The sequence below is a fragment of the Ideonella flava genome (genome assembly GCF_051857595.1).
Taxonomy (GTDB): Bacteria; Pseudomonadota; Gammaproteobacteria; order Burkholderiales; family Burkholderiaceae_C; genus Ideonella.
Window position 1 is genome coordinate 172,475 of sequence record NZ_JBPZHD010000017.1, and the last position, 26,569, is coordinate 199,043.

Annotated in this window: 20 protein-coding genes, 13 tRNA genes and 1 pseudogene; 11 read left to right on the forward strand and 23 right to left on the reverse strand. The window is 68.2% G+C overall.

Annotated elements, in window-relative coordinates:
* Nucleotides 1-173: 173 nt before the first annotated feature.
* The 21 genes and pseudogenes from ACS5PM_RS30550 to rtcR form a co-directional block, all read right to left on the reverse strand.
* A complete protein-coding gene (locus ACS5PM_RS30550; RefSeq protein WP_439391853.1) occupies nt 174-1,310 on the reverse strand; it encodes a slipin family protein in 1,137 nt (378 codons plus the stop codon).
* Nucleotides 1,311-1,585: 275 nt separating this feature from the next.
* A tRNA-Lys gene (locus ACS5PM_RS30555) sits at nt 1,586-1,651 on the reverse strand.
* Between the two features lie 192 nt (nt 1,652-1,843).
* A complete protein-coding gene (locus ACS5PM_RS30560) occupies nt 1,844-2,407 on the reverse strand; it encodes an HNH endonuclease (protein ID WP_439391819.1) in 564 nt (187 codons plus the stop codon).
* A 58-nt stretch (nt 2,408-2,465) separates the two neighbouring features.
* Complete coding sequence (locus tag ACS5PM_RS30565) at nt 2,466-3,668, reverse strand: RtcB family protein (RefSeq protein WP_439391820.1); 1,203 nt, start codon at nt 3,666-3,668, stop codon at nt 2,466-2,468.
* A 53-nt stretch (nt 3,669-3,721) separates the two neighbouring features.
* A tRNA-Glu gene (locus tag ACS5PM_RS30570) sits at nt 3,722-3,796 on the reverse strand.
* A gap of 79 nt (nt 3,797-3,875) precedes the next feature.
* Nucleotides 3,876-3,962 (reverse strand): annotated as a pseudogene (locus tag ACS5PM_RS30575) (SEC-C metal-binding domain-containing protein); the annotation flags it as partial.
* Between the two features lie 116 nt (nt 3,963-4,078).
* Nucleotides 4,079-4,163 (reverse strand) — tRNA-Leu (locus ACS5PM_RS30580).
* A gap of 27 nt (nt 4,164-4,190) precedes the next feature.
* A tRNA-His gene (locus ACS5PM_RS30585) sits at nt 4,191-4,261 on the reverse strand.
* A 23-nt stretch (nt 4,262-4,284) separates the two neighbouring features.
* Nucleotides 4,285-4,360 (reverse strand) — tRNA-Pro (locus tag ACS5PM_RS30590).
* 161 nt (nt 4,361-4,521) lie between these two features.
* Nucleotides 4,522-4,598 (reverse strand) — tRNA-Asn (locus ACS5PM_RS30595).
* A gap of 1 nt (nt 4,599) precedes the next feature.
* A tRNA-Cys gene (locus ACS5PM_RS30600) sits at nt 4,600-4,685 on the reverse strand.
* 9 nt (nt 4,686-4,694) lie between these two features.
* A tRNA-Ser gene (locus ACS5PM_RS30605) sits at nt 4,695-4,770 on the reverse strand.
* Nucleotides 4,771-4,776: 6 nt separating this feature from the next.
* A tRNA-Arg gene (locus ACS5PM_RS30610) sits at nt 4,777-4,856 on the reverse strand.
* Between the two features lie 6 nt (nt 4,857-4,862).
* Nucleotides 4,863-4,937: transfer RNA gene (locus ACS5PM_RS30615), tRNA-Phe, on the reverse strand.
* 5 nt (nt 4,938-4,942) lie between these two features.
* Nucleotides 4,943-5,032, reverse strand: a tRNA-Ser gene (locus ACS5PM_RS30620).
* 19 nt (nt 5,033-5,051) lie between these two features.
* Nucleotides 5,052-5,127 (reverse strand) — tRNA-Asp (locus ACS5PM_RS30625).
* Between the two features lie 269 nt (nt 5,128-5,396).
* Nucleotides 5,397-5,471 (reverse strand) — tRNA-Gly (locus ACS5PM_RS30630).
* A 202-nt stretch (nt 5,472-5,673) separates the two neighbouring features.
* Nucleotides 5,674-6,027, reverse strand: a complete 354-nt coding sequence (locus ACS5PM_RS30635) for a hypothetical protein (protein ID WP_439391821.1) — start codon at nt 6,025-6,027, stop codon at nt 5,674-5,676.
* 3 nt (nt 6,028-6,030) lie between these two features.
* Nucleotides 6,031-7,848 (reverse strand): vWA domain-containing protein, encoded by a 1,818-nt coding sequence (locus tag ACS5PM_RS30640; RefSeq protein WP_439391822.1) that lies wholly within the window; start codon nt 7,846-7,848, stop codon nt 6,031-6,033.
* Nucleotides 7,835-8,911 carry an AAA family ATPase gene (locus tag ACS5PM_RS30645; RefSeq protein ID WP_439391823.1) on the reverse strand — a complete coding sequence of 359 codons (1,077 nt, stop codon included), beginning with the start codon at nt 8,909-8,911 and terminating at the stop codon, nt 7,835-7,837. Before ACS5PM_RS30645 ends, ACS5PM_RS30640 begins: the two co-directional genes overlap by 14 nt.
* Before the next feature lie 135 nt (nt 8,912-9,046).
* Entirely contained in the window at nt 9,047-10,651 is a 1,605-nt protein-coding gene (gene rtcR, locus ACS5PM_RS30650; RefSeq protein ID WP_439391824.1) for an RNA repair transcriptional activator RtcR, read from the reverse strand.
* Between the two features lie 187 nt (nt 10,652-10,838).
* Between rtcR and ACS5PM_RS30655 the strand changes: the two genes are divergently transcribed.
* From ACS5PM_RS30655 to rtcA, 3 genes are all read left to right on the forward strand, one after another.
* Nucleotides 10,839-12,437, forward strand: coding sequence for a vWA domain-containing protein (locus ACS5PM_RS30655; protein WP_439391826.1), 1,599 nt, complete (start codon nt 10,839-10,841; stop codon nt 12,435-12,437).
* A 437-nt stretch (nt 12,438-12,874) separates the two neighbouring features.
* Entirely contained in the window at nt 12,875-14,095 is a 1,221-nt protein-coding gene (locus tag ACS5PM_RS30660) for an RtcB family protein (protein ID WP_439391827.1), read from the forward strand.
* 51 nt (nt 14,096-14,146) lie between these two features.
* Nucleotides 14,147-15,187, forward strand: a complete 1,041-nt coding sequence (gene rtcA, locus ACS5PM_RS30665) for an RNA 3'-terminal phosphate cyclase (RefSeq protein ID WP_439391828.1) — start codon at nt 14,147-14,149, stop codon at nt 15,185-15,187.
* A gap of 6 nt (nt 15,188-15,193) precedes the next feature.
* On the opposite strand, the gene ACS5PM_RS30670 is transcribed toward rtcA, so the two are convergent.
* A complete protein-coding gene (locus ACS5PM_RS30670; RefSeq protein ID WP_439391830.1) occupies nt 15,194-15,661 on the reverse strand; it encodes an Lrp/AsnC family transcriptional regulator in 468 nt (155 codons plus the stop codon).
* A 192-nt stretch (nt 15,662-15,853) separates the two neighbouring features.
* On the opposite strand from ACS5PM_RS30670, the gene ACS5PM_RS30675 reads away from it, so the two are divergent.
* From ACS5PM_RS30675 to ACS5PM_RS30690, 4 genes are all read left to right on the forward strand, one after another.
* Nucleotides 15,854-17,893, forward strand: a complete 2,040-nt coding sequence (locus tag ACS5PM_RS30675; protein ID WP_439391831.1) for an aminotransferase class V-fold PLP-dependent enzyme — start codon at nt 15,854-15,856, stop codon at nt 17,891-17,893.
* 15 nt (nt 17,894-17,908) lie between these two features.
* The gene (locus tag ACS5PM_RS30680) at nt 17,909-19,093 is read left to right on the forward strand and encodes a pyridoxal phosphate-dependent aminotransferase (RefSeq protein WP_439391832.1); all 1,185 of its coding nucleotides are present in this window, start codon (nt 17,909-17,911) and stop codon (nt 19,091-19,093) included.
* Nucleotides 19,094-19,117: 24 nt separating this feature from the next.
* On the forward strand, nt 19,118-19,681 hold the full coding sequence (locus ACS5PM_RS30685; RefSeq protein WP_439391834.1) for a DUF6647 family protein: 564 nt from the start codon (nt 19,118-19,120) through the stop codon (nt 19,679-19,681).
* 106 nt (nt 19,682-19,787) lie between these two features.
* Nucleotides 19,788-20,105: a hypothetical protein gene (locus tag ACS5PM_RS30690; protein ID WP_439391835.1), complete on the forward strand. Its 318-nt coding sequence runs from the start codon at nt 19,788-19,790 to the stop codon at nt 20,103-20,105.
* Between the two features lie 6 nt (nt 20,106-20,111).
* Here ACS5PM_RS30690 and ACS5PM_RS30695 read toward each other — a convergent pair whose 3' ends face one another.
* Nucleotides 20,112-21,071, reverse strand: a complete 960-nt coding sequence (locus ACS5PM_RS30695; RefSeq protein WP_439391836.1) for a GlxA family transcriptional regulator — start codon at nt 21,069-21,071, stop codon at nt 20,112-20,114.
* Between the two features lie 112 nt (nt 21,072-21,183).
* On the opposite strand from ACS5PM_RS30695, the gene ACS5PM_RS30700 reads away from it, so the two are divergent.
* From ACS5PM_RS30700 to ACS5PM_RS30715, 4 genes are read left to right on the forward strand one after another with little or no spacing between them, the layout of a single operon-like run.
* On the forward strand, nt 21,184-21,492 hold the full coding sequence (locus ACS5PM_RS30700) for a putative quinol monooxygenase (RefSeq protein WP_439391838.1): 309 nt from the start codon (nt 21,184-21,186) through the stop codon (nt 21,490-21,492).
* A gap of 32 nt (nt 21,493-21,524) precedes the next feature.
* Nucleotides 21,525-23,225 (forward strand): RecQ family ATP-dependent DNA helicase, encoded by a 1,701-nt coding sequence (locus tag ACS5PM_RS30705; RefSeq protein ID WP_439391840.1) that lies wholly within the window; start codon nt 21,525-21,527, stop codon nt 23,223-23,225.
* Between the two features lie 43 nt (nt 23,226-23,268).
* Complete coding sequence (locus tag ACS5PM_RS30710; RefSeq protein WP_439391841.1) at nt 23,269-25,122, forward strand: type IV pili methyl-accepting chemotaxis transducer N-terminal domain-containing protein; 1,854 nt, start codon at nt 23,269-23,271, stop codon at nt 25,120-25,122.
* Between the two features lie 9 nt (nt 25,123-25,131).
* Nucleotides 25,132-25,797, forward strand: coding sequence for a response regulator (locus ACS5PM_RS30715; protein WP_439391842.1), 666 nt, complete (start codon nt 25,132-25,134; stop codon nt 25,795-25,797).
* The last annotated feature ends 772 nt before the right edge of the window (nt 25,798-26,569 follow it).

Consider the following 26,569-nt stretch of genomic DNA (forward strand, 5'->3'; position numbering starts at 1 on the left):
CCGCACGGGCTCGTCGCATCCCCTAGCTCCCGGAGCCGGAGGCCTGATTCAGGGGCCCCTGGTCGTGGGGTGGTGCACGGGGGTACTGTTCAAAAACACAGTATCATCCGCGCTCGCAGTTGCCTCAGGGCACTTCGGGAGCCGGGGCGAATCCCGGCTCCCCTTCTTTTCGCTCAGCGCAGCTTCACCAGGCCGTTGAGCACCTGGTCCAGGCCACCGAAGACCGAGATCTTGTCGATGCGCTCGGCCACGCGCTCCAGCGTCTCCAGCTCCTTCATGCGCAGGGCGACGGGGCTGCCCTCCATCACCTTGGCCGTGTTGAGCAGCGAGCGCGTCGCCGCGGTCTCCTCGCGTCGGCGGATCACATTGGCCTCGGCCGCCTTCTCGGCCTCGACCACCTGGGCCAGGATGGTCTTCATCTCGCCCGGCAGCACGATGTCCTTCACGCCGACCCCATCCAGCACCATGCCGTGGTCGGCCAGCCGGGCCGCGACGTGCGCAGTGACGACCTCGTCGATCACGGTCTTGTTGCCGAGCAGTTCGTCGAGCGAGCGCGTGCCCACGGCGGCGCGCAGGCCGAACTGCAGCTCGCGGTAGAGGTGATCCGCCGGCTTCTGCAGCTGGGTGTAGGCCCGCAGCACATCAGTGAAGCGCCAGGTGGCCGCCAGATTCAGCCGCAGTGCGACCTTGTCGCGGGTCAGGATCTCCTGGCCCGTGACCTCGAGCGCCTGCAGGCGCAGGTCCACCAACTCGACCGAGACGTTGCGGTTGAACTTCCAGAATGCGTACGAGCCGGGCGGCAGCAGCCGCTCGACGCGGCCGTCGATCCACAGGATGCCGGCGCCGTGCTCGGGCACCTGCACCTGCAGCACGCCGGCCAGGCCGGCAACCGCGCGCGGACGCAGCTGCGTCTGGACCAGACGCGCCGCGAGGGTCGCCGGCACCTCGGCCGAGGCGCCGATGTCGATCACCTCGACCTTCACGTCGACCAGGCCGTTCTTCCAGTACAGGCGCCGCGTGGCCGGCGGCAGCAGCTCGACCAGCACGCCGTTGTCGCTGCGCAGGCCGACCTGCTGCTCGTTCAGCTCCACCCGAACGAACTCCGACTCGACCACCTCGGGCTCCCTGGCCATCAGGTAGTCGGCCAGGCCGTGGCTGAAGGCCGGCTGTTCGAGCGCGAAGGTCTCGACGCGCAGCCGGTCCCGCCAGCTGAACAGGCGGTGCTCGCCGGCTTGCAGCACGCGCTCGAAATCGCCATTGCGCAGCAGCAGGCCGCGCTCGTTCTTCTTCACGGTGACACGCTTGAACATCATGGTGTCCCTCTCTTTCTTCACTGTGGAATGGGTGCCGTTACAGCACGGCCGTGGGCGTCGGATGCCAGGGCCCGGGCCCCACGGCGTACCGCCTCCGTCTGCCTCCCAGCCAGTCGAAGGGGTGGACCGCGGGCGCGAAGCCCCGCTTGCCCGACGCTCGGGCGGCCGCGCTGATGACCCAGGGGCTTGGCACCTTTCGGCACCCTGCCCGTGGTTCACGTTCGGCGTGGTCTTGCGACCGTTTGGGACACTGGGTTTTCAGGCCAGCTTTGTGGAGCAGGAGTCGAACCTGCGACCTACGGATCAAGGATCCGCTGCTCTACCCGACTGAGCTATCCAGTGGTCGGTGATCCGGGGCTTGAACCCGGTGGATGAGCCAACCTCATCACCGTATCAACCGCTTCCAGCAACGCGGCATGTGCGTCGACGACGAGCCCTTTGACATCGGGCCCGGCCACCGCACACCGGCGGGGTGGTACCCCCAACCTGTGAGCGTTTGCCTTCCACGGCAGACTCGTGGGCGCCCGAGCTCAGCTCAGGCGCGATCCCTTCGGCAGGCGCGAGGCCAGCCAATCATGCACGTCGGCGCGGATGTGCCTGCCTTCGAGCAAGAAATCCTCGAAGCGGCTGGGCACGTACGGCAGGTACAGCAGCGGCATGCCCGCCTCTTCCGGCGTGCGGTCGGCCTTGCGACCATTGCAGGCGCCGCACGCGGTGACCAGGTTCATCCAGGTCCAGCCGCCACCGCGCGATTCGGGCACGATGTGTTCGCATTGCAGATCCCGTTCGTGAAAGTGCTGGCCGCAGTAGGCGCAGGTGCACCGGTCGCGGCGAAACAGCTTCAGCTTCGCCACCGAAGGCGTCACGTCGAACAGGTTGATCCGCGGCGCGCCTCGCAGCGCGACGATCGGATGCACCTCGATCAGCGATTGGCGGCCGGTGGCCGCGTTGGTGCCGCCACGCAGCGTCGTCAGCGGCCTTTCGCCATCGGTCCACGCGACCGTGCCGGTGGCGTAGTGCGAAGCTGCCTGTTCCAGCGTGATCCAGCGCTGCGGCGTGCCTTGAATGTCCAGTTGCAGTACATGCTGGTGCATTGGTGTTCTCCTCTCCTTCAGCTTTTGTCTCGGCTGAAGGAGCGCACCAGCGGCTCCTTCAGCCTTTCACACACAGGACCTGCTTGAGCGTGTGCTCCACGCTCACCAGGTCCGCTTGCGCGGCCATCACCGCGTCGATGTCCTTGTAGGCGCCGGGGATCTCGTCCAGCACGCCTTCGTCCTTGCGGCACTCGACTCCGTCGGTCTGCGCCGCCAGCGCTTCCAGGTCGAACAGGCGCTTGGCCGCGCCACGCGAGTGGCGGCGACCGGCACCGTGCGAACAGGAGCAGTACGCCAAGGGGTTGCCCTTGCCGCGCACGATGTAGCTCTTGGCGCCCATCGAGCCCGGGATGATCCCGAGCTGGCCTTCGCGTGCGCTCACCGCCCCCTTGCGGGTGATCCACACCTTCGCGCCGAAGTGTTCTTCGACGGTCGCGTAGTTGTGGTGGCAGTTGATCGCTTCCTTCGTCGAGCCGATCTCGCGGCCCAGCGTTTCGCGCAGGGCGCGCATCACGCGGAACAGCATCAGGTCGCGGTTCAGCGCCGCGTAGTCCTGCGCCCATTGCAAGGCCTCGACGTACTGGTGGAACTCGGGCGTGCCTTCGTTCAACCAGGCCAGGTCACGGTCAGGCAGCCCGACGCCTGCTTTCACGCAGGCTTCGCGTGCCATGCCCACAGCCGCTTCGCCGATCGTCTTGCCAATGTTGCGCGAGCCCGAGTGCAGCATCACCCACACCGCGCCGGCCTCGTCCAGGCACAGCTCGATGAAGTGGTTGCCGCCGCCCAGCGTGCCGATCTGCTTCCAGATGCGGCGCGCATCCAGCGAGCCGAGCACTTGCAGGATCGAGAGCTTCTCGAAGCGCACGAAGAGCGCATCCATGCGCTGCTTCAGCACCTTGCCATGCGCGGCCTCGTGCGTCGGGTTCACTTCCTTGTCGTGGGCCGCGAAGCCCACCGGCACCAAAGCCTCGATCGCCGAACGCACCGCGGCCAGGCTGGCTGGCAGATCGTTCGCGGTCATGTCGGTGCGCACCGCGCACATGCCGCAGCCGATGTCGACACCGACCGCGGCCGGGATGATCGCGCCGCGGGTCGGGATCACCGAGCCCACGGTCGCGCCCTTGCCCAGGTGCACGTCCGGCATGATGGCCACGTGGCCCGCCACGATGGGCAAGCCGGCGATGTTCCGGATTTGAGAAAGCGCCTGGTGGTCGACCTCGACGCCCTCGGTCCATCCCTGGACGTTCTTCATCAGCTCCATGGCTGTGCTCCTTGTTGTTGTTCGTGGTGTCCGGTCGCCCACGGGAAGAGAGTTGGTATCTCGTACGGGAATCGAACCCGTGTTTCGACGTTGAAAGCGTCGTGTCCTGACCGTTAGACGAACGAGACGTGGTGAAGGCGGATCAATCGCGGAAGTAGTGGTCGCGCACAGATCCGTCAAAAGCAACCGCTGCGCAGGCAGCAGCGCTTGAAAGCTGAGCGCAGATCCGCAGGGGCACGGATCGTTGCGGCCGAGCTTCTCCAGAAGCTCTTTGTCGCCGCGCACCGTGCGCATGCCGCGCTTCACGCCGGTTTCCGACGGGAAGCCTTTGCGCCGCTTACTGGTGACCTCGAAAGCAGGCTTGCTGGTCTTGCTTGTACTTCTTCACGATGTTCTCTCCTTGCTGGAAATGGTCCCCTCGGCCCGGGTCGAACGGGCATGCCTCTCGGCCACGGCTTCTGAGACCGTTGCGTCTGCCATTTCCGCCACGAGGGGGTTGTTGATGGAATCGATGCGCTCAGGGGTGACCGGTCGGAATCGAACCGACACCAGTGGGACCACAACCCACGGCTCTCCCATTGAGCTACGGCCACGCCTGAGCGCACCTTGGAGGGATTGGTCTCGGTGGTCCGGATCGAACGGACGACCTCATGCTCCCGAAACATGCGCGCTGCCTGCTGCGCTACACCGAGACGATTGAATGGTCCCCGCGGGTGGGCACGCTCAACGCCCTTGGACGTTGGACGTGACGAAGTCACGGGCCGAAGGCCGCGGGCATCGCCCGCGCATCCACCGACCCCCGCCTTATCAAGACGGTGCTCTACCACTGAGCTACGCGAGGTTGTTTGAAAGTTGGCTCCCCGACACGGGTTCGAACCGCGGACCTTCCGGTTAACAGCCGGACGCATCTACCTGCTGAGCTATCGGGGAATGGACTCGGAAGCTGGAGTTGAACCAGCGAGGGCTTGCGCCAGCGGATTTGCAATCCACCGCCTTCGACCACTTGGCTATTCCGAGATGAATGGTTGGCAAGCACGCACGGAGTCGAACCGCGAACCGTCGGATTTCGAATCCGATGCTCTGCCCATTGAACTACGCGCTCTTTGAATGGCGCCTCCTGCACGACTCGAACGTGCGACCTCCGGCTTCGTAGACCGGTGCTCTGAAATCCTGCTGAGCTAAGGAGACATGAACTGGTGTCGCGAGAGGGCATCGAACCCCCGCACCCGGCTCTTCAGACCGGTGCTCTACCTGCTGAGCTATCGCGACTTGGTTGGCGGAGAGCACAGGACTCGAACCTGTGCGGCGCTTGCGCACCGGCTTCGACTTAGCAAGCCGACCCCTTACCGCTCGGGCAGCTCTCCCGCTTTTCTTGTTGAAAGGTGGCGCCCCGTGCGGGACTTGAACCCGCGGCTTCCGGCTAGACAGGCCGGCACTCTGGCCACTGAGTTAACGAGGCATGAAGGTTCCGGTGACGGGTTCCGGTGCCGCCCAATCGTTGCGGCCGATTTCCACCCTCGAAGCGTGAGCTCGACGAGGGCTTGCAGATTCATACGTCCCATGAAATCTCATCGCGGTTGTGCTCCAGCGCGAGGGCGGATCGCCGCCAAAGCGCTGACTCGCTGCACGACGCGGGCGTCCCCGCGGCGCACATCCCGGCCGCCCCTGCACTTCGTGGGGCGCTTGCATGACCGTGGTGCCGAAGCACACCCGCCATGAGATGTCTGGTGGAGCGGATACCGGGGATCGAACCCGGGGCCTCGACCGTGGCATGGTCGCGCTCTTCCACTGAGCTACATCCGCTTGAATGCAAGGACGCGCCACTCTCGGTGAGCAGCAGTCCTCGCGGCAACTTGTTAAAGAGCAGTCCGGCATGCCGTTGCGTGCCGGGGCGGCCCACTGGCCACCGGTTGTGCAGGCCCCGAGAGGCATGCGAGAAACAAAAAAGCCCGGATCCTTGTGGAATCCGGGCCTCGACATGAATTCGAGAGTTGAAGGTGTGCGCCTACGCGCCTCCCTCGCCCGGTGGCAACCAATCCTCATGACCCAACGACCCATTGAGGGCTCGCAGACTTGGGTCGGCTTGCCGCTGCTTCATCGCGACGACCGACTTGCCAAAGCCGACACGCACGAACGCACACTGGCCCGAAAGGGTCAGCGCGTGGTGGGTGATGTGGCCTAGGGATGTCACGATGAAAGCTCTGGAAATGTGGGTCTGGAATCGGTGGGTTGCGGCCGGCGTGGCTGCAACGAAGCCCGGACTGTAAAGACTCTTCACTTCTGCGTCAAGCGCGCCTGCAAGCTTTTTGTCGCCTGTCGTTGCTTGCGAAGCACACGTCGCCACGTCACCAGGCGTCATGGGTCAAGTCATCTGAAAGACAGGCTTGTGCGTGCGAAACGGCAGGCGGCCGCCAGGCGACAGCAGGAAGGCGTGGTCACGGCCGACGGTGAGGTCCGGCTCGCACAGGCCGTCGGTGATGACGAGAATCGGGCATGCCGGCGGAAAGTCAGCGCGTGTTTCCAGCAGCCTGATGGCGGGCTGCAGGACGGTGCCGCCGCGTCCGCGCACCGAGATCCGGCCCGCGAGAGACGCGATCGCGACGTAGCCTTCGTCGTAGGGCACTGCATCGCAATAGACCAGCCGGACCTGCTCCACGCCCTGCGCCTGGGAGTAGCTCACCACCGCTCCCAGGGCCTTGCCGAGCTCGTCGCGTTGCATCGATCCACTGGTGTCTATCACTACGCCAAAGGTGTGGGTGGCGCGTTGCTCTTCGGGCTCGACATGGCGCGGTCGCGGCATTTCCGGCGTCGCCGACTGGCGACGGGAAGGTCTGGCATAGGTGCGGTGCCGCTCGGGCAGTGGGAACCGCATCTGGATCCACTCGGCCAGTCTGGCTTGCCACGGAATCGGCGGTTGGTCGAGCGTGCGGATCGCTTCGACGAGGCCGGCCGGCAGGTGGCCGCGTCCGGCCGCCTGGTGATAGTCCAGGCCGTGCAGCAGTGCGCGGCGGCAGAACTCCTCGCGGTCGGTGAAGTAGCGCCCGGGCGAGTCTTCGAGCAGGTCGCAGTCGTCGCCGCGCAGGGTGCTCAACCGGCGCCGCACGCGCAGGTCCGCAGCCAGCCGCAGGTAGATGTCTTCGGCCGACCAGCCGCGCAGGTCTTCGTCGTACAGCAGCCCGGCGTCGGGCGGCGCACCGAGGTTCATCGACACCAGCCAGTCGTTGATGACGAAGTCGCAGGCGACGTTCCACAGGTAGCGGTCGCGCCCTTGCCGCCGGCTGCCATGGCACAGGCCCGCGTGCAGCACCTCGTGCGCCACGACGAACTTCGCGGTTTCGAAGGTCAGGCTGCGCGCCGGGTTGACGTAGATCTCGCCGAGCCCGATGTTGATCGCCGCGATCTGGATGTCCATGCGGCGGCAGACCTCGGCGTCTTCGACCAGGTCGAACTGGGTCAAAAGCGAGCCGAGCAGCGGGTAGTGGTTGATGAGCCAGCGCTTGGCTTGCGCGGCGGGGCTGTTGGCCGGGCTGCGCGTCCTGTCGCCGAGGTTGGCTTCGTGCCGGACTTGCAGCGCGCGCTTGGCGTTGTCGACCATGGCCTGGGCGAACACCTGCTCGTGGTCGATGGGCTGCTGGCTGCCGATCGACCACCGTGTGGCCGGTGCGCCCGGGCGCATCAGTGGCACGACGGGTGATCGGGTGAGCGTCCAGTCGCCGGCCAGCGCTTCGTTCGAGGGCTCGGACTGCAGGCGCGCGACGATCTCGTCCAACGGCAGCCGACCCCATTGCAGCAGCTCCGGCGGCAGGTCCATCTGCTCGGGCAGTTCGCCGACTCGCAGCGACTGCCACCAATGCAGGGCCGCCAGCTGGGCCGCCAGGTCGGAGATCGGCGACGGGATCTTCAATCGCTGCGGTGCGCCGAGAGCGAAGACGAGCGTGGCCAGGGACAGCACGCCCAGCCATTGGTTCTCTCCGAGCCGAAGGGAGTCGTCATAGTCGACCGTCGACGTGCCCACGATCTGGCAATAGGCACGCGGGGCCACCTCGATGGACGAGTACCTCGATGGCGCACGGAAGGCGAGCTCGCGGGCCACCGGCCCCAACAGGTAGTGCGTCTTCAGTCGGCCCAGAGCCAGCTCGTGGGCCGGCAGTTTCCGCTGTGCCTGTCTACTTTTGCTCATGGGCGGCCTTCTGCTCCAGCAGCCGCGGCAGTTCCTTCGCGATGTCGAGCACGAACCAGTCGGGCACACGGGCGCCCGACTCGTTCTCGGTCAGCACGAGTTGCGCGAGCTCGCCGTCGATGCGGGCCAGGGTCTTCAGCGCCGACTTCGCCGATTGCGACAGCTCGCGTGCATCGCGGCTGAGCTGCGCCTCGCGTGCGGGCAATTCCTTGATCAGGGTGTCGCGCAGGCTCTGCGTGAGGAAGTAGGTCAGGTCGCGGTCTTCGGGCGCAGCCGGCCAGGGCTCCTCGCCCTTGAGGATCTTGTGTACGCTGAACTTGTTGCGGATCTGCTTCAGGAAGGCCTTGAAGCCGATCGCGTGGTCGCGGGTCAGGCAACCGAAGAGCAGCGCGTCGAGCTGGTCGGCCTGGATGTCTTCGCCGAAAGAATGCAGTGCGTCGCTGACGCAATGCCAGCTGCGGGGCGTGGAGAACGGCTCTTCCCTCGCCGGCGGCACCTCGGTGGAGAGCTGGGTGGGCCGCGAGCGAACATAGTCGAGCACCCACGGATGGATGCCGTGCGACTGGGCCCACTCCAGCCACTCGCGGTGCGAAGCCTTCAGGTGGATGTGCACCATCCGGTTCACGAGTGCGCTGGGCATCTGCTTCGCGAGCGCGGCGTCGTGGGCCCGGTTGCCGGCGCCGATGATGACCGAGCCGGGCGGCAGCCGGTACTCGCCGATGCGCTTGTCCAGGATCAGGCTGTAGAAGGCTTTCTGGATCTCCTGGCTGGCGATGTTCAGCTCGTCGATGAACAGCACGAACTCGCGATCACGCACGATCATGGCCGGCGGGTAGAAGCGGCTGACCTGCCCGTCGATGCGGGGAATGCCGATCAGGTCCTCCGGTGCCAGCTGGGAGCCCAGCAGGGCGACGCATTCCAGGCCCAGCTGGTGGGCGAACTGATCGACGAGCGAGCTCTTGCCCACGCCGGGCGGACCCCAGATGAACACGGGGCGCGAAGGCGCGACATTGAGCAGGAACTCGTGGACCTGCTGGATGGAAAGAGTGACCTGTGACTGCACGTTGTTGTCCTTGGCGCCTGCACGTCCATCGTTGTATGAGAAGGGGCGCAGGCGAAAGGCGAATTTTCACGCAGCCATCCGCGGAAGGTAAAGACTATTTACTTTTGATGGCGCCGCCTTCCTGCAGGCATGAGGTCAGCCCGCAACGGCGTCCCAGCTCAACCCGTGCTTGTGCAGGTACTTGCGCAGCCGGTCCGCATCGTTGACGACGCTTCGCTGGGTGCGAGAGCGGTGGAAGAGCTTGCGCCCCGCGGCCGACAGCGTCTTCGACTCCCGACACACGCGGACCACCGATTCGAGCTGCAGCCGGTCGAAGAGGTCCATGGCTTCGAGTGCCTCCTCGCCGATGAGCGAATCGAGCCGCAGGGTGCCGACCGTGGCAGCGTCCGCGCCGGCATGCTGCCAATGCCAGCGCAGCCGCTGCAGCTCGGCCTCCACCAGGGCGGTAGAGATGCGCCCGCCATCGGCCAGGGTCGCCAGCCGCGTGACGCTGGCCGACAGGTCGCGGAAGTTGCCGGCCCACACGGCCTCGGGCGACTGGGCGAAGCGCAGGTACAGCGCCTTGGCCTCGGCGTTGAAGCGCACGGCGCGGCCCGACTCTGCCGCCGCGCGGGCCAGCAGGTGCTCGATGTTCGGCTCCAGGTCTTCCGGGCGTTGCGCCAGGCCGGGCAGGGTGTACGACCAAAGGTCGATCCGCGCGTACAGATCCTCCCGGAAGCGCCCGGCCGCCACGTCGATGCGCAGGTCGCGGTTGGTGCCGGCGATCAACTGGAAGTCGCTCGTCACCTCACGGTCGCTGCCCATCGGGAAGAAGCGCTTCTCTTCGACGGCCTTGAGCAGCATGGCTTGCTCGTCCAGGCCGAGTTCGCCGATCTCGTCGAGGAACAGCACGCCTTCGTGTGCGGTGCGAAGCAGGCCGGCGCGGTCCGCCGCCGCGCCGGTGAAGGAGCCTTTCTTGTGGCCGAAGAGTGTGGAGGCCGCGCCGTCGCCCTGCAGCGTCGCGCAGTTGACTTCGACGAACTCGCCCTTCATTTCGTGGCGGGACTTCTTCAACTCGAACATCCGCCGCGCCAGGTGAGATTTGCCGGCGCCCGTGGGCCCGGTCAGCAGGATGGGCGCGCGCGAGCGGACGGCGACCCGCTCGATCTCGTCGATCAACGCATTGAAGCGCTTGTTGCGCGTGGCGATGCCGCTCTTGAGGAAGTCCACCGCGTTGCGCTGCTCGGCCTCGAAGCGCTTGGCCAGCGCGTCGTAACGCGACAGGTCCAGGTCGATCAGCGCGTAGTTGCCCGCGTTGCCCTGCACTTGCTTCTTCGGCGGGGAGGTCTGACACAGCACGCCAGGGATGGACCGCGACTCCACCAGCAGGAACATGCAGATCTGCGCCACGTGCGTGCCGGTGGTGATGTGGGCCCAGTACTGCTCGCGCTCGGGGTTGAAACGGTAGCGGCGGGCCCAGTCGTACAGCGCGGCATAGACCTCGCCGAAGTCCCAGGGGTCGGCGATGGCCATCTCGACTCCCTTCACCTCGGTGTCGGGCGAGACGGTCGCGATGTCCTGCGTCACCCGCTCGGCCAGGGCCCGATGCTGCGGCGTGTAGATCAGCTCGAGCCGGTGCACCAGCAGGTCTTCGTGCTGGGCCAGCGAGACGGTCGGGCGCCATTTCTCCCACCGCCCGGCGCCCTGGCCCGAATCGAGCTGGGTGCCGAGAAAGCCGATGACGACAGTCTTCTTGGGCATGGCAATCCAGATAAGGAACTAGCTTCAATGCTAGCAGCGGGTGGATTCCGGATCGGCGACCGGCACAAGGATCTCCGGCGGCCTAACGAAATAAGTCCTTTGAAATCAAGGACCTGATCGGTTTTCAGCCGGCGGCGCGGCGGGGCTGGCACGGCCGTTGCGATAGACAGGGCAAGAAGAACGTTGAATGCAAGAGGAGAGACTCATGGTCAACACGCAGCTGTTTCATTCGAGCAAGGGCGCGCTGCTGCCCCAGGCGAAGGCCACCAACCACCAAGGCGCGCCGGCCTATGCGCTGAGCCCGCGCCACCACCTCGCGCAGCTGGCGGCCACGGGTTGCCTGAGCCAGACCTTCTATGCGAACGCCGAAGCCCAGCTCGACCAGGTGCTGGCGCTGGCGCAGCAGGTGGATCCGGCCTTCGTGGCGAAGACGGCGGTCTACGCCCGCTCGGCCGGCCACATGAAGGACATGCCGGCGCTGCTGGCCGCGACGCTGGCGGTGCGTGATGTCGCGCTGTTGAACGATGTGTTCGGCCGTGTGATCGACAGCGGCAAGATGCTGCGCAACTTCGTGCAGATCGTGCGCAGCGGGGCGGTGGGCCGCAAGTCGCTGGGCTCGCGTCCGAAGAAGCTGGTCCAGCACTGGCTGCTGAACGCCAGCGAGAAGCAACTGCTGGCCGCTTCAGTGGGCAACGCGCCTTCGCTGGCGGACGTGGTGAAGATGGTTCACCCGAAGCCGGTCGAGGCGTGGCGTGCGGCGTGGTTCGCCTGGTTGCTCGGCAAGCCCTTCGTCGAGGCCGAACTGCCGCCGACCACGCGGGCGTTCGAACGCTTTAAGCGTGGCATGGCGCTGGGCGTGGCTTCGTCGATGGACGTGCCGCAGGTTCCGTTCCAGATGCTGACCGCGCTGGAGCTGAGCACCGCTCAATGGGCACAGATCGCCCGTGCCGGTTCGTGGCAGATGGTGCGTCAGAACCTGAACACCTTTGCCCGCCACGGTGTGTTCGGTGTCCAGGGCATGGCCGAGGCGATCGCGGCGAAGCTGCGTGACCCGCAGGCCGTGGCGAAGGCGCGCGTGCTGCCGTACCAGCTGATGTCGGCTTTCGTGGCGACCGGCGATGCGGTGCCGGCGATCGTTCGTGATGCGCTGCAGGACGCGATGGAAGCGGCGCTGGCCAACGTGCCGGCGTTCGATGGCCGGGTGGTCGTGTGCCCTGATGTGTCGGGCTCGATGAGCTCGCCTGTGACGGGTCACCGCGGTTCGGCGACGTCGAGCGTGCGCTGCATCGACGTCGCGGCCCTGGTGGCGGCGGCGGTGTTGCGCAAGAACCCGTCGGCGCGGGTGATGCCCTTCGAGCAGGCGGTGGTGAAGCTGGCCCTGAACCCGCGCGACTCGGTGATGACCAACGCGAAGGCGCTGGCGTCCATCGGTGGGGGGGGAACAAACTGCAGCGCACCGCTGGCCTGGTTGAACTGGGAGAAGGCGGAAGCGGACGTGGTGATCCTGGTCTCGGACAACGAGTCGTGGGTCGATGCGCGCCGCCACGGGGCGACGCAGACGATGCGCGAGTGGGCTGAGCTGAAGCAGCGCTGCCCGCAGGCGAAGCTGGTCTGCATCGACATCCAGCCGCACGGCACGACGCAGGCCGCGGAGCGTGCCGACATCCTGAATGTCGGTGGCTTCTCGGACGCGGTGTTCACGCTGGTGGCGCAGTTCGCCCAAGGGCAGACCGGCGCCGATCACTGGGTCGGCGAGATCGACAAGGTCTCGTTGAACGTTCAATGAAGATGAAAGTCACTGGGAGGTGAGGACGGCGCCGCAGGCGAATGCACACAGGAGTACAGCGCCCCATGGCCACGCGGGCCCGCCAGCCCGCAGCCGGGTCACCGGCCGGCCGCTCTTGTGAATCTGGTCGCTTGCGGCGCCCATCCAAACCGATCGACGGCTGTCGGGTGGCGAATGCTTGGTGTGGACTACATCTTGTCCCGATCAAGGTCTCACCATTTCTCTCGTCGCCACCCGAGAGCCGTTGAAGAGAAGTTTTTGATGTCGCGCTGCGAATGCAGATGGAACTACAGACTCTTAATCTCGTGGTCGCGGGTTCGAATCCCGCCGGTCCCATATCAGGGGGGCCGTAGCTCAGTTGGTAGAGCACGACGTTTCATCGAACCTTGTCGCGGCGAGGCATCTCCAAGCAGGATTGAATCGAGAGAGAGAAAACCATGGAACAGAAGAACTACAACGTGGAAGAAGTCGCCGGCGGCGTGCCGGTGAAGATGTGGACGCGCGGCGTGCCCGTCGAGGACGAGGCCAAGCGCCAGCTGTCGAACGCGGCCCGCCTGCCCATCGTCTTCAAGCACATCGCGGCCATGCCGGACGTGCACCTGGGCATAGGCGCGACCGTCGGCTCGGTGATCCCGACCGTCAAGGCCATCATCCCGGCCGCGGTCGGCGTGGACATCGGCTGCGGGATGATCGCCTGCAAGACCACGCTGCGCGCCGAAGACCTGCCGGACAACCTCGGCCCCTTGCGTTCGGCCATCGAGCGCGCGGTGCCGCATGGCCGCTCGCCGGGCGCGCGTGATCCTGGGGCCTGGGGCAAGATCCCCGGCGCCGTGGACACGGCCTGGTCGCAGCTGGAGCCCGAGTTCACCGAGCTCTGCCGCGACTACCCGAAGCTGGAGAGGACCAACCACCGCAACCACCTGGGCACGTTGGGGACCGGCAACCACTTCATCGAGGTCTGCCTCGACGAGGAGGGCGCCGTGTGGTTCATGCTGCACTCGGGTTCGCGTGGCGTGGGCAACGCGATCGGCACCATGTTCATCGAGCTGGCCAAGCAGGATGCGATGCGCAACAACGCCAACCTGCCGGACCGCGACCTGGCGTACTTCGAGGAAGGCGCGCGCTACTTCGGCGACTACGTGCGGGCGGTGAGCTGGGCGCAGAAGTTCGCCAAGCTGAACCGCGAGGTGATGATGCGCCGCGTCATCGAGGCGGCCAAGACGGTGCTGCACAAGAGCTTCCAGAGCCACATCGAGGCGGTGAACTGCCACCACAACTACGTGCAGAAGGAGCGCCACTTCGGCGAGGACGTGTTCGTGACCCGCAAGGGCGCGGTGAGCGCGAAGCAAGGCGAGCTCGGGATCATCCCGGGCAGCATGGGCGCGCGCAGCTACATCGTGCGCGGCAAGGGCAACCCCGAGAGCTTCGAGAGCTGCTCGCACGGTGCCGGCCGCACCATGAGCCGCGGCGAAGCCAAGCGCCGCTTCACGCTGGCCGACCACCGTGCGGCGACCGAAGGCGTCGAGTGCCGCAAGGACAAGGACGTGATCGACGAGATCCCGATGGCCTACAAGGACATCGACGCGGTGATGGAGGCGCAGAAGGACCTGGTGGAGGTCGTGCACACGCTCAAGCAGGTGGTCTGTGTGAAGGGTTGACCGCCGCTTGCGGGGTTACCGCAAGTCAACACAAGAACAAGAGAGGGAATCATGATCGAACTGGACGGCTCGCACGGCGAAGGCGGCGGCCAGATCCTGCGCACCGCGCTGGCCTTGTCGATGTGCACGGGCCAGGCGCTGCGCATCGCGAACATCCGCGCGAAGCGCGCCAAGCCGGGACTCATGCGCCAGCACCTGGCCTGCGTGAAGGCGGCCGGCCAGGTGAGCGCGGCGGCGGTCACCGGCGCCGAGCTGGGCTCGCAGTCGCTGGTGTTCACGCCGGGCGCGGTGAAGGCCGGCGACTACGACTTCGCGGTGGGCAGCGCCGGCAGCTGCACGCTGGTGCTGCAGACCGTGCTGCCGCCGCTCATGCTTGCGGATGCGCCGAGCACGCTGCGGCTGTCGGGCGGCACGCACAACCCGATGGCGCCGCCGTTTCACTTCCTCGCGCGCAGCTTCGCGCCTTTCGTGCGCCGTTGCGGTGCCGGGCTGGACCTCAAGCTGCAGCGACTGGGCTTCTACCCCGCAGGCGGCGGAGTAATCGAAGCCCTCGTGTCGCCGGCGGCCGAAGGCCTGCAGCCTTTCGACCTGACGGAGCGCGGGGCGCTGCGCGAGGCCTTTGCCGAGTCGCTCGCGCCGGCGCTGCCGCGCAGCGTGGCCCTGCGCGAACTGCAGGCGGTGGGCCAGGCGCTGGGCTGGTCGGGCGACCAGCTGCGAGCGCCCGGCGTGCGGCAGGACGAAGGGCCGGGCAATGCGTTGATGGCGACGCTCGCCTATGAGCACGTGACCGAGGTGGTGACGAGCTTCGGCGAGAAGGGCATCAGTGCCGAGCAGGTGGCCGCGCAGCTGGCGCGCGAGGTGAAGGCCCACGAGCAGTCCAACGGCGCGGCGGGCGTGCATCTGGCCGATCAGCTGGCCCTGCCTCTGGCGCTGGCCGTGGCGGCGAGCGGCCGGCCCGCGCGCTACAGCATCACCGAGATGACGGAACACACGCGGACGAACTTCGGCGTGATTGCACGCTTCCTGCCGGTGTCCTTCGACGTCCGGCCCGCGGAACGGCACCTCGTGGTCGAGCTGAACCGGCGCGGCTGAAGGCCCTCAGCCGATGTAGCCCAGCGGCAGGGCGGTGGTGTACTTGATCTCCTCCATCGCGAAGCTCGAGCTCACGTCGGCCAGGTCCAGGTTGGAGGTGAGCCGCTTGTAGACGGTGTCGTAGGCGGCGATGTCGGGCACCACCACCCGCAGCAGGTAATCGACCTCGCCGCTCATGCGGTAGAACTCGACCACCTCGGGGATGCCCTCGACCGTGGCCCGAAAGCTGTCGAACCATTTCTGGTTGTGGTGGCGCGTGCGCACCGTCACGAACACGGTGACCGGCACGTTGACCGCCTTGCGGTCGACCAGCACGACCTGCTTCTGGATCACGCCGGCGGCCTTCAGGCGCTGCACGCGCCGCCAGCAAGGCGTGGTGGAAAGGCCGATGCGCTCGGCGAGTTCGCTGACCTGCAGCTCCGCATCGTCCTGCAGCAACGCCAGCAGTTTCTTGTCGATCGCGTCGAGATTCATGGGGTCGCCCGGCGGTCGGCCGCAGCCGGCCGACGCTCCAGGGTGCAAATCGTTTGCGGGTGGTCGGTCAAACGCCGGTTTCGAAGCAAGCTCATTCCAGAATCTTCCATCAAATAAGCACAGCTTGCTACGGCTTGATCGATACGATCAACGGCGTTCTACGTCCTCACATGCTTCGGGGAAACGCCGACCATGGAAATCTACCTCGACGCCAATGCCACCACCCCCGTGCTGCCCCAGGCCCAGGCGGCCGCGCTGGCCGCGATGGCCAGCGACTTCGGCAACCCCAGCAGCATCCACAGCACCGGCCTGAAGGCCAAGGCGACGATCGATTCGGTGCGCGCCAGCGCCCGCCGCGTGCTGGGCGCTCCGACGGGGCGCCTGATCTTCCTCAGTGGCGCGACCGAGGGCATCCAGACGGCGGTGCTGTCGGCTCTGACGGCCTTGAAGCAGCGCCGCAAGCAAGATCCCGGCACGGCGCCGAGCCTGCTGCTGTACGGCGCCACCGAGCACAAGGCCGTGCCCGAGGCCCTGCGCCACTGGAACGCCTTGCTCGGCCTGGACCTGACGGTGCTCGCCATCCCGGTCGGTCCGGACGGCCGGCACGACCTGGCCTGGCTGCGCGAGCACGCGCCGCGCGCCGGTCTCGTCTGCACCATGGCCGCGAACAACGAGACCGGCGTGATCAGCGACCTCGACGGCATCGCCGCCACCCTGGCCGGCAGCCCGGCGCTGTGGATGGTCGACAGCGTGCAGGCGCTGGGCAAGCTGCCACTGGCGCTGCTGGAACGCGGCATCGACTATGCGCCGTTCTCCGGCCACAAGCTGTATGCCCCCAAGGGCATAGGCCTGCTCTACGTGCGCGAAGGCGCGCCGTTCATGCCGCTGATGGCCGGCGGTGGCCAGGAGGGCGCGGCGCGCTCGGGCACCGAGAACATGGCCGGCATCGCCGCCATGGGCGCGGTGCTGGCGGCGCTTGAGGAGGGCCGCTGCTTCCGCCCGTCTGCCACGCTCCACGGCTACCGCGCGCGCCTGGCTGCCGCGCTGGAAGAGGCCTTCCCCGGCCTGCAGTTCAACGCGCCGGCCGCGCACACCCTGCCGACGACGCTCAACTTCTCGGTCCCGGGCTGCAGCGCCCGGTTGCTGCTGGACCTGTTCGACGCCGCCGGCGTGCGCGTCAGCGGCGGCTCGGCGTGCGGCGCGTCCAAGGCCCTGCCCAGCTTCGTGCTGCAGGCCATGGGTCTGCCGGCCTGGCGCACGGCCTCGGCCGTGAGGCTGTCCTTCGGCCCGGCGGCGGACGAGGCCTTCATCGACGAGGCCTGCGCCCGCATCCGCGCCTGCGGCCAGGCCCTGCGCGAAAGCTGCCAGGGTCTCGCGGCGGGGAGTGCCGAGACGGCCGATGGCGTGGTGCGCTGGCTGGCCGACGGCGGGTGCTGCCATGTGGTGGCCGACCGCCGGAGCGGCCGCTGCGTCGTGATCGATCCGCAGCCGGAGATCGTCGAGCGGCTCGTCTCGTGGTTGCGATGCCAGCGCTTGAACGTGGCCGCGGTGCTGCGCACCGGTGCGCCTCGCGACGACGGCATCGAAGCGGCAGCAGCGATCTTGCGAAGCGCGTTCTCCGTGATCGCGACCGACGGGCCGATCCGCCTGGGCGAGCGCCGGCTGGCCCCGTTGCGCATGAAAGGCGATGCGATCGGCTTCGTGCTCGACAACGGCCTCGGCCCGCGGCTGGCCTTCGTGCGGGATGCAGCAGGCGTGCCGAAGGACGGACTGGCCGCTCTCGAACCCGAGGACCTCGTGGTCTGCACCCACGATCCCCACAACCGGCTGGCACGGCGCGTCGGCGATGAGCACGGCGACGCCGGCGAAGTGGGCGACGAATGGGCGATCGATGCGCCCGCGCTGCATCGGCTGCTTGATAACGAACCCTCCGCGCGCCTGATCGACGTGCGCGAGGCCTACGAGCAATGCCTGGGCGCCGGCCTGGCGCTGGGCGGCCAGGCCGTGCCGCTGTCCTGCGTGCTGGACGCACTGCCGGGCTGGCTGGCGCTTCCGGCGAACACGCCGCTGGTCTTCTTCTGCCGCAGCGGCAACCGCAGCGGCCAGGTGGCGCGGGCGCTGCGCCGCCTGGGGCATGCCCGTTCCTTCAGCCTGGCCGGGGGACTGGCCTTGTGGCCGCACGCTGCCCAGGAGGTGGCGACCCTCGACGAGCGGATGCCCGCCTGGGAGTGACGCCAGAATCGGCGCATGACGATGAACGACTCTCCCCAGGTGGCCGCCCGCGAGGCCGTGCGCGCGCTGCGGCCTTCGCAGATCCGCGAAGTGGCCAATGCCGGCTTCGGCCTGCCCGACGTGCTGGCCTTCTGGTTCGGCGAGTCCGACCGAGTGACGCCCGCCTTCATCCGCGAGGCGGCCGCAGCCGCGCTGGCCGATGGCGCCACCTTCTACTCGCCCAACCTGGGCATCACGCCGCTGCGCGAAGAGCTGGCCCGCTACGTGAGCCGCCTGCACGGGCCGACGCGGATGGAGCACATCGCGGTCACCAGCTCGGGCGTGAGCGCGCTGATGCTGGCCACGCAGCTGGTGGCCGGCGCGGGCGACCGGGTCGTGGCCGTCACACCCCTGTGGCCCAACCTCGTCGAGATGCCCAAGATCCTGGGCGCCACGGTGGAGACGGTGCCGCTGCACTGCGGCAAAGACGGCTGGGTGCTGGACGTGGGCCGGCTGCTGGCCACGCTCACGCCCGGCACGCGGGCGTTGCTGGTCAATTCGCCCAACAACCCCACCGGCTGGGTGATGAGCCGCGAAGACCAGCAGACGGTGCTGGACCATTGCCGCCGCCACGGCATCTGGATCATCGCTGACGAGGTCTACGAGCGGCTGCACTACCCGCCCGACGGGCGAGTCAGCAATGCGCCGTCCTTCCTCGACCTGGCCGGCCGCGACGAGCGCGTCATCGGCGTCAACTCGTTTTCCAAGGCCTGGCTGATGACCGGCTGGCGCCTGGGCTGGCTGGTGGTGCCCGAGTCGCTGATGGGCGACCTGGGCAAGCTGATCGAATACAACACCTCGTGCGCGCCGGTGTTCGTCCAGCGGGCCGGCATCGCGGCCCTGCGCGAAGGCGAGGCCTTCGTCGAGCAGCTCGTGGGCGAACTGCGCGCCTCGCGTGACCATCTCGTCGGCGCCCTGTCGAAGCTGCCGGAGGTCGAGGTGAAGGCGCCGCCCGGCGCGATGTATGTCTTCTTCTCGTTGCCGGGTGCGGGCGAGAGTCTTGCCCTTTGCAAGCGCCTGGTCCAAGAGGCGCACCTGGGCCTGGCGCCGGGCAGCGCCTTCGGGCCCGAAGGCGAAGGCTATGTGCGTTGGTGCTATGCCTGCGATCCGGCGCGGCTCGATGCCGGCGTCGAGCGTCTGGGGGACTGGCTGGCACGCTGAGGAAGAAGCGAAAGGTGGCGGCGCATGGGTGGCGCGTGGGTCATGGTCCTGACAGCGGCGGCCGCCGCCTCCGCCGTCCCCGCTGACGACCGGCACGCCGCTATCGACGATGAGCTCGCTGCCGACCTGATGGCCTGGGCGAGCCGGCTGTCCGGACTGGCGGACCTGCAACCCGGCCGGCCGCCGGCGCTCGTGCCCCTGTCGGCCGGGGACATCGCAGCCGAGGTCTGCCCCGACAGCCCGACCGGCTGCCGCTCGCTGGTGGCCGTCTACGACACCGACAGGCATCGCGTGCTGTACCGCAGCAGCCTGGACATGCGGGATCCGACCGACCAGTCGTTCATCGTCCATGAGCTGGTGCACCACCTGCAGTTCCTGCACCGTGGCGAGTCGATCTTCGCCAGCTGCCAGGCGGTCGTCGAGACCGAGCGGCAGGCCTATTCGGCACAGAACCGCTACCAGAGCCATTTCAGGCAGTGGCAGCGCATGGGCGAGGTGATGCACTTCATGCATTGCGACGCCTCGTCCGGCCAGGGCGAGCCGGTGCTGCATTTCGGCGGCTCGCCCGCCGGCCCCCCCGACCGCTGAACCGGGCCATTGAGCCGGATCACCGGGCCTGCGGCACCGCTTTTCGGCGAACTGCGGCCGAGGCGCTTGAGGGAACCTCGTGGCTGTTGACTGCCCCGAGTTGCCGATGTCCGCCATCCCCTCTTCCGGCCAGACCCTTTACGTGCTCGACCTTGCCCATCGCCTGCAGCTGATGGAGGCCGGCCAGGAGCCCATGGACGCCGTCGCCTACAGGCTTTTCGCCAAGCGCCTGCGCCAGGCCCTGGCCGGCTGTCCGCTGGCGCGCCTGCCCGACGACCACACCCAGCCGCCGGCCCTGGCCGAGGCGCTGGCCAACCGCTACTTCACCGAACACGGCCAGTTCGAGGACCGGCCGAAGATCGCCGCGTCGGCCGGCCGCCTGTTGATGCGCCTGCAGCGCCGCAGCCGCACCGGCGGCCGCTGAGCCTGCTCAGCGCGCCCGCAGCTCCCTCACCCCGCGCCCCAGCCGCTTGCGCAGCAGGCTGCGCAGCGTGACGCCGTCGGCATAGCCGACCTCGGCCGCGATGGTCTCTATGTCCGTCGGTGTGGTGCGCAGCAGGTGCAGCGCCCGTTCCACCCGCAGGTCCTGGAAGTAGGCCAGCGGCGACTTGCCGAGCACCGCCTCCAGACGCCGCTGCAGCGTGCGCTTGCTCGTCGCCAGCGCATCGGCCGCGGCCTCCAGCGAGAAACCCTGGTCCAGCCGCGCGCGGGCCCAGCGCTCGAAGCGCTGCACGAGCGGGTCGGCATGCGCCAGGTGGTCGGGGATCATGTACGCGGCCTGGGGAGGCCGCGCATCGACCAGCAGGTAGCGAGCCACGACGGCGGCCAATTCCGGGCTGGTCTGGCGTACCAGCCACAAGGCGAGATCGAGGTGGCCGATGGTCGCGCCGGCGGTCACGAAATCGCCCGAGGGCACCAGCATGCGGGATTCGTCGAGCTTCACCCGGGGGTAGCGCTGGCGGAACAGCGGGCCGAGCCACCAGGAGGTGGTCGCCTCCTGGCCATCGAGCAGGCCGGATTCGGCGAGCAGGAAGCCGCCGATGCAAGCCGCCGCGATGCGCGAGCCGGCTCCGTGCCACGCCCGCACGGCGACCACCGCGTCCCGCGTGTCGGCCCTCTCCAAAGCGGGCACCAGCGTGTCGGGCCTCTTGGTGTCCGGAGCGGGCAGCACGACCCAGTCGGGCGGCACCAGCGAGGCGGCCGCCTGGACGGGAATCTGCAGGCCGTGAGCCGTTCGCACACGGCGCCTCACCCCGGCCACCGTGACTTCGAAGCGGGGGATCTTCAGGCCCTGCGTCGCGGCGAGTTCGTTCGCGGTGGCGAAGGTGTCCATCACCGCGGCCAGGCCGGTGTCGAACACCCCTTCGATCGCGAGAACAGTGAGTCGCATGGCGCAAATGATATCGAAGCTGTCATTCGCGACAATTTACCCCCAGGTCTGACGCGACCACACTGGCAGCGGTCGGGAATGCCGACGCCCCCAACGCCAAGGAGAGATTTCGATGATCAAGGTTGCCCTGTTCGCCCGCCTCCAAGCCAAGCCCGGCAAGGAGGCCGAAGTCGCCCAGTTCCTGCACGCCGCACTCGCCATGGCGCGCGACGAATCGACCACGCCGATCTGGTTCGCCCTGCGGATCTCGTCCAGCACTTTCGGCATCTTCGATGCCTTCCATGACGAGGCCGATCGGCAGAAGCACCTCGACGGCCCGATCGCCCAGGCCCTGATGGCGAAGGCGCCCGAGCTGTTCGCCAGCCCGCCGTCCATCGAGGCCATCGAGGTGCTGGGGCTGAAGAACAGCGGCACGGCCTGAAGCCACGGCGGCGCGGGCGCGCCGCTTGCCGAATGCGCGGCGTGCCTGACGCCCGTGCCCTTGACCGTCGCATCGCGCAGACCCTGCGCTCCGTCTTCGGGCTGAAGGCCTTGCGGCCGGGGCAGCGCCAGGTGATGGACCGCGCCTTGAGCGGCCGGTCCACGCTGGCCGTGATGCCCACCGGCGCGGGCAAGTCGCTGTGCTACCAGCTGCCGGCCTGCCTGATGGAGCAGGGCCGCACGCTGGTCGTCTCGCCACTGATCGCGTTGATGAAGGACCAGTGCGATCGCCTGAACGCGCTGGGCGTGCCGGCGGTCCGGTTGCACAGCGGCCTGGACGCCGACACCACCGCGCAGGCCGAGGCGGCGCTCGCCGACGGCAGCGCGCGCATCGCCTTCGTCACGCCCGAGCGGCTGGCCGATGCTGAAACACTGCCTCTGCTATCGGGACATCCCACCGCGCTGCTGGTGGTCGACGAGGCGCACTGCATCTCGCAATGGGGCCATGACTTCCGCCCGGCCTTCCTGGAGATCGGCCCGGCCTGCGCGGCCCTGGGCAAGCCACCGGTGCTGGCCCTCACCGCCACGGCAACCGACGAGGTGGCCGCCGACATCGCGCAACAGCTGCACATCCCCCGCGAGGGCGTGCTGCGCTCCGGCAGCTACCGGCCCAACCTGCACTACCGTGTCGAAGTTTTCGCGAAGGACGAAGACAAGGGCCCGAGGCTGGTGGCGCTGCTGAAGGCGCAAGAGGGCGCGGGCATCGTCTACGCCGCCACCATCAAGGCGGCCGAAGCGGTGCACGAGCTGCTGACGGCCGCAGGCATCGACGCGGGGCTGTACCACGGTCGCCTGCCGGCCCGGCAACGCAGCGCAGCCCAGGAGGCCTTCATGGCGGGTACGCCCCGTGTCATGGTGGCGACCAACGCCTTCGGCCTGGGCATCGACAAGGCCGACCTGCGTTTCGTCATGCACTACCAGATGCCTTCGGGCCTGGACGCCTACTACCAGGAGTCCGGCCGCGCGGGCCGCGATGGCGAGCCGGCGCTGTGTACGCTGCTCTTCCTGCGCGGCGACAAGGCCGTCCAGCAGTTCTTCCTCGCGGGCCGCTACCCGGGGCGCGAGGAGCTGGGCGCGCTGTACGACACGCTTGCCAAGCCGCCGCCCAACAATGGCGGCTGGACGCTCGCGGCGCTTCAGCAGGCGCTGTCCATGCCGCGACCCAAGCTGCAGGTGGCCCTGAACCTGCTGCGCCGGCAGGGCGTGCTGTCGCAGGACCGCAGGGGCCGCCTGCAGCTGCGCCGCCGCGGCCTGGATGCGGGCGCGCTCGATGCGCTGGCCGCGCTGTACGAGGAGCGCCGCGGCGAGGACCAGGCGCTGCTCGAGCAGATGGTCTTCTATGCGCAATCCGGCTGGTGCCGCTGGCGGGTGCTGCTCGAGCACCTGCAGGCCCTGCCACCGGGCTTCGACCGCTGTGGCCATTGCGACAACTGCGCGAGCCTGGCGAAGCACCTGCGTGACCAGGCCGAGCGGCCCGACGAGCCCGACGCCGCCACGCCGGCGGCCCGTGCAGCCTTCGAAGCTGGCGACGAAATTCGCGTGCGGCGCTATGGCCGCGGCCGCGTGGTGGCGGCGGACGCCTTGCAGGTCGACGTCGAGTTCGCCAACGGCGAGCGCCGCTGCTTCCTGCCGGACTGGGTGGCGCCGCTGCGCCCGGGGCGGCGCCCGGCTTGACCGACATCAAGCCGGCCCGGGCAGGCGCTGCCTACAGTCCGCCATGCCCACGCGGACCCTGGCCTCCAAGCTCGTCGCGACCGGCGCGGCCTTCCTGTCGGTCGCGCTGCTGTCGATCGCACTCACGCTCTGGGTGACGTGGCAGCTGGAAGGCGGTGCCGCGGCGGTCAACGAGGCCGGGCGCCTGCGCATGATGAGCTGGCGACTGGCGGCCGAGAGCACCGCGCACTCGGCGCCCCTGGCCGCACGAATCGACCAGATGGATTCGACGCTCGCCCTGCTGCGCCACGGCGACCCCGCCCGGCCCTTGTTCGTGCCCTGGCACCGCGAGGTGCACGAGGCCTTCGCGGCGGTCCAGGGCGATTGGACGGGCGTGCGCGCTGCGGTGCTGCGCCACGAGGTGGCCGACTTCGGGCAGGTCGCGCGAATGGTCGAGCACGTGGACGTCTTCGTCTCGACCATCGAGGAGCGCCTGTCCTTCTGGACCAGCCTTCAGCGCGGCTTCCAGCTGACGATGATCGGCCTGGCGGTGGCCGGCGCGGTGCTCATGCTCTACGCTAGCCACCTGCTGGTGCTGGACCCGCTCAAGCGCCTGGCCGCGGCTGTGGACCGCGTGCGGGCCGGCGACTTCGAGACCCGGGTGGACGACTCGCGGCAGGACGAATTCGGCCAGCTCGCGGGCGGTTTCAACGCCATGGCCGCGCGGCTTCAGGCGCTGTACCGCAGCCTCGAAAGCCGCATCGAGGAAAAGACCGCGAGCCTGGAGCAGAAGCGCGAGCGGCTCGCCGGCCTTTACGAGCTGAGCAACGTGGTGGCCGGCGCCGAGGACCTGCCCTCGCTGGCCCGCGGCGTGGCGCGCCAGGCGCGCAGCCTGGCCCGCGCCGATGCGGTGGCCGTGCGCTGGGTGGGCGAGGCGGGGGAGCGCTTCGTTCTGCTGGGCCATGACGGGCTGCCGCCGGCAATGGCCGAGGCCGAGCATTGCATCGCGTCCAAGGACTGCCATTGCGGCCTGCCGGCGGGTGCCGCCGCGGCGCCGCGCGCCATCGCCATCCACCCCGTCGCCACTGCTGGCCTGCCGCATTGCGGCCAGGCGGGCTTCGCCACGGTCATGACCGTCCCGGTGCGCCTGCACCAGCGCCTGCTCGGCGAGATCGACTGCTTCTGGCGCGAGCCGATCGAGCCGGCGCAAGAGATCCGCTCGCTGCTGGAGATGGTGGCCAGCCACCTCGCCGGCGGCATCGAGAGCCTGCGCGTGAGCGCCGCCGAGAAGGAGGCCGCCATCGCCGCCGAACGCACGCTGCTGGCGCGCGAGCTGCACGATTCCATCGCCCAGTCGCTGGCCTTCCTGAAGATCCAGGTCCAGCTGCTTCGGGGTGCGCGCCGCAAGGGCGACGAGGCGGCGGCCGAACGCATCGTCGACGAGCTCGACACGGGGGTGCGCGAGTGCTACGGCGACGTGCGGGAGCTGCTGCTTCACTTTCGTACCCGCACCGACGTGGAGGACATCGCCCAGGCGCTGGCGACGACGCTGCAGAAGTTCCGCCACCAGACAGGCATGGACGCGACGCTGCAAGTCGATGGCGACGGCATTCCCTTGCCGCAGGACGTGCAGGTGCAGGTGCTGCACGTCGTGCAGGAGGCGCTGTGGAACGTGCGCAAGCATGCCCATGCGACGCACGTCCGGCTCAAGATCCATCGCGGCCCGGGCTGGCGCTTCGAGGTCGAGGACGACGGCCAGGGCTTCGACCCCGAGGCCGATGCCGGCGAGGGTCACGTGGGCCTGCGGATCATGCGCGAGCGTGCCTCTCGCATTGGCGCGCAGGTGCAGTGGCAGTCGGCTCCGGGGCAGGGCACGCGCGTCGTGCTGAGCGTGGAGCCCGAGGCCGTGCCGGCCTGAAGGAAAAGCATGACATCCCCCATCCGCCTGCTCGTCGTCGACGACCACACGCTCTTTCGCCGCGGTTTGATCGCGCTGCTGTCGCTGGATGGCGAGGCGCTCGAAGTGGTCGGCGAGGCCGCCAATGCCAGCGAGGCCCAGCGCCGCGCGGCCGAGTTGCAACCTGACCTCATCCTGCTCGACAACCACCTGCCCGGCGTGCGCGGCATCGAGGCGCTGCCCGACCTGCAGCGGGCGGCGCCCCGTGCCAAGGTGCTGATGCTCACCGTGAGCGAGGACGAAGACGACCTGGCCGCTGCGCTGAAGGCCGGCGCCAGCGGCTACGTGCTCAAGACCATCGAGGGCGACGCGCTCGTGGAGGCGATCCAGCGCTGCGTGCGCGGCGAATCGGTGGTGAGCCCGGAGCTCACGACCAAGCTCATCGGTGCCTTGCGTTCCGCCTCGCAGCCTGAGCTCGTTGCCCCTCCCGTGGACCCGTTGTCGGCCCTGTCGCCTCGCGAACGCGAGATCGTCCAGCTGGTGGCCAACGGCCTGTCGAACAAGGAGATCGCGCGGTCGCTGGACATCACCGAAGCGACCGTGAAGATCCATGTGCAGCACCTGCTGCGCAAGCTGAACCTGAAGTCGCGGGTGCAGGCGGCGGTGTTCGCGGCGGGGTGTGGGGTGGTGGGGTGAGTCCCGCCGGGGGCGGCTGCCGTCCCTGATCCGCAGTCCAGACCGGCCTGTTCGGATTGAACTCTCCAAACCGTTCGGGCTGAGTCCCCATCCGGGCTGAACTCCCCATTCCGTTCGGCCTGAGTCCTACCCCGTTCGGCCTGAGTCCCACTCCGTTCGGCCTGAGCCCCCACCCCGTTCGGGCTGAGCCTGTCGAAGCCGGCGCGGTGCGATGCCCTTGGCCAGGTGGAGATGAATGGGCCCTTCGACAAGCTCAGGGTGAACGGAGGCGGGGTCCGTTCGGCCTGAGTCCCCACCCCGTTCGGGCTGAGCCTGTCGAAGCCGGCGCGGTGCGATGCCCTCGGCCAGGTGGAGATGAATGGGCCCTTCGACAAGCTCAGGGTGAACGGAGGTGGGGTCCGTTCGTGCTGAGTCCCTACCCCGTTCGGGCTGAGCCTGTCGAAGCCGGCGCGATGCGATGCCCTTGGCCAGGTGGAGATGAATGGCCCCTTCGACAAGCTCAGGGCGAACGGAAGTGGGGTCCGTTCGGGCTGAGTCCCCACCCCGTTCGGGCTGAGCCTGTCGAAGCCGGCGCGATGCGATGCCCTTGGCCAGGTGGAGATGAATGGGCCCTTCGACAAGCTCAGGGCGAACGGAAGTGGGGTCCGTTTGCAGTGGTCCAATCCGTCCGGACACCTCGATAGGGAGCTCAATCCCGAGAGGTCCCGACTGAGATGACAAAGACAAGACGTACGTTTGACGCGGCGTTCAAGCTGCAAGTGGTGCGCATGGT